The sequence below is a fragment of the Pararhodospirillum oryzae genome (assembly GCF_007992075.1).
Classification (GTDB): domain Bacteria; phylum Pseudomonadota; class Alphaproteobacteria; order Rhodospirillales; family Rhodospirillaceae; genus Pararhodospirillum; species Pararhodospirillum oryzae.
In genome coordinates this window covers 1-1551 of sequence record NZ_BJZO01000177.1, presented here as the reverse complement: position 1 = coordinate 1551, position 1551 = coordinate 1, and the positions used below count along the sequence as shown (strand labels likewise).

The 1551-nt window shown below is 54.7% G+C and carries 1 protein-coding gene; it reads right to left on the bottom strand.

The window, feature by feature from the left end; all coding sequences use genetic code 11:
• Window positions 1–795: cache domain-containing protein (locus ROR02_RS16345; RefSeq protein ID WP_246135604.1), on the bottom strand; the 795-nt coding region annotated here is incomplete at its 3' end.
• Window positions 796–1551 lie beyond the last annotated feature (756 nt).

Genomic DNA, 1551 nt, shown 5'->3' with positions numbered 1-1551 from the left:
CGAGTCGGCCAGGGTGATCCGGGCCTGGCGCTGGTCCTGGCGGCGCCGGGCCTCGGTGGCCTTGGCTTCCTCCCCCAGCCGCTTGTTTTCGCGGGCGTTGTCGCGGAAGACTTCCAGCGCATGGGCCATGGCGCCGATCTCGTCGCCGCGCTGCCCGCCCTCGATCGACACGGACAGGTCCCCCCGGGCCAGACGGGTCATGGCCCCGGTCATGGCGCGCAGCGGGCCGGAAACGCTGCGGACGACGAAGTAGGAAACGACGCCGGTCATGGCCACGATCGCAAGCCCGATCAAAATGAACTGGACGGCCAGATTGATCATGATGCTTTCCAGATCATCCGTGTAGACACCCACGCCCACGGTCCATTTCCAGGGCATGAACGGCGCGACGTAGGTGAGCTTGGGCGCGGTTTTCTGCGTGCCCGGACGGGGCCATTCATAGGCGATGAACCCCGATTGCCCGCGCGACGTGAGGTCGGCGATCGCCTGGGTGAAGCGAAATCCACGGGAATCCGTTGCGTTCGCGAACACCTTGCCTTCCGTCTGGGGAGCCCCTCGATTGGAGAGAAGACGGGATTCGAAGTCGCTGATAAAAACGTAGTCATTGTCTCCAAAGGAAATTGAACGAATTATATCGATGGCCTGACGCCTCCCGTCATCCTCGCTTATTTCATTTCTTTGAACCTTCTCATGAATATGACTAATAATACCCAATGCCGACGAAACATGTTCCTGCAGAAGAGCGCGCCGGTCGTCATAAAGAATATCTTTCTGACGTTGAAGGGCAATGCCCATCAAAACCAGCGTGGCCAAGGTCATCAACACGACAGGAAGAGCGATACGTGCACCCAAAGGGACCTTGAGGGCCATGGCGAAGGCTCCTTGAAGAAGGTTTGTTTTTGTTATTCCTGCACCCCTGAAAAACAAAAAATCTATTTACATAAAAATATATAAAACAAACCACCGGGCCAGAGGCCACCCCAGATCCACAACCATCCGACAGGGCGCCATCCTCATTATTATTTATCGTGTTTTTGAATCAACAGAAAAATGCGCATTCCGGATAAAAAATACCACGATCCATGAGAAACAAACATTTGAATAAAAATCCATGGAATCACATGCTATTCAGCTTATTCACACGCCCGGCTGCGTTTCTTTGTGGCGCCTTCCCTATTCTGTTCTATTCTCGAACCCGACGTGAACGATAAAGACGAATGGACCAATCCCCCAAAGAAAAAAGGGACGAAATCAACGGCCCTAGTTGTACGGGGATTTGCCACGCCAGGATGACCTTCGCGAAAAAAAAACGCGCCGCCCCCATCCCGGGAAACGAGTCGGACGAGAAGTGTTTCCGTCCGACCGACTCTCGGACGGGCAAAATCCAGGTTCCCCTTCGCCGCCTTCCGCTTGACCGGAATGCGCCCCACGGTCTGCCTGCAAAAGGGAACACTGTTTTTCCTGAAAAGACAACCTCAATTAAAAGCACTTAGTTCGTGCGAAGCTCAATCAGGAAGGAGCCGACGCGGTCGCGCAGATCGCTGACCTTGC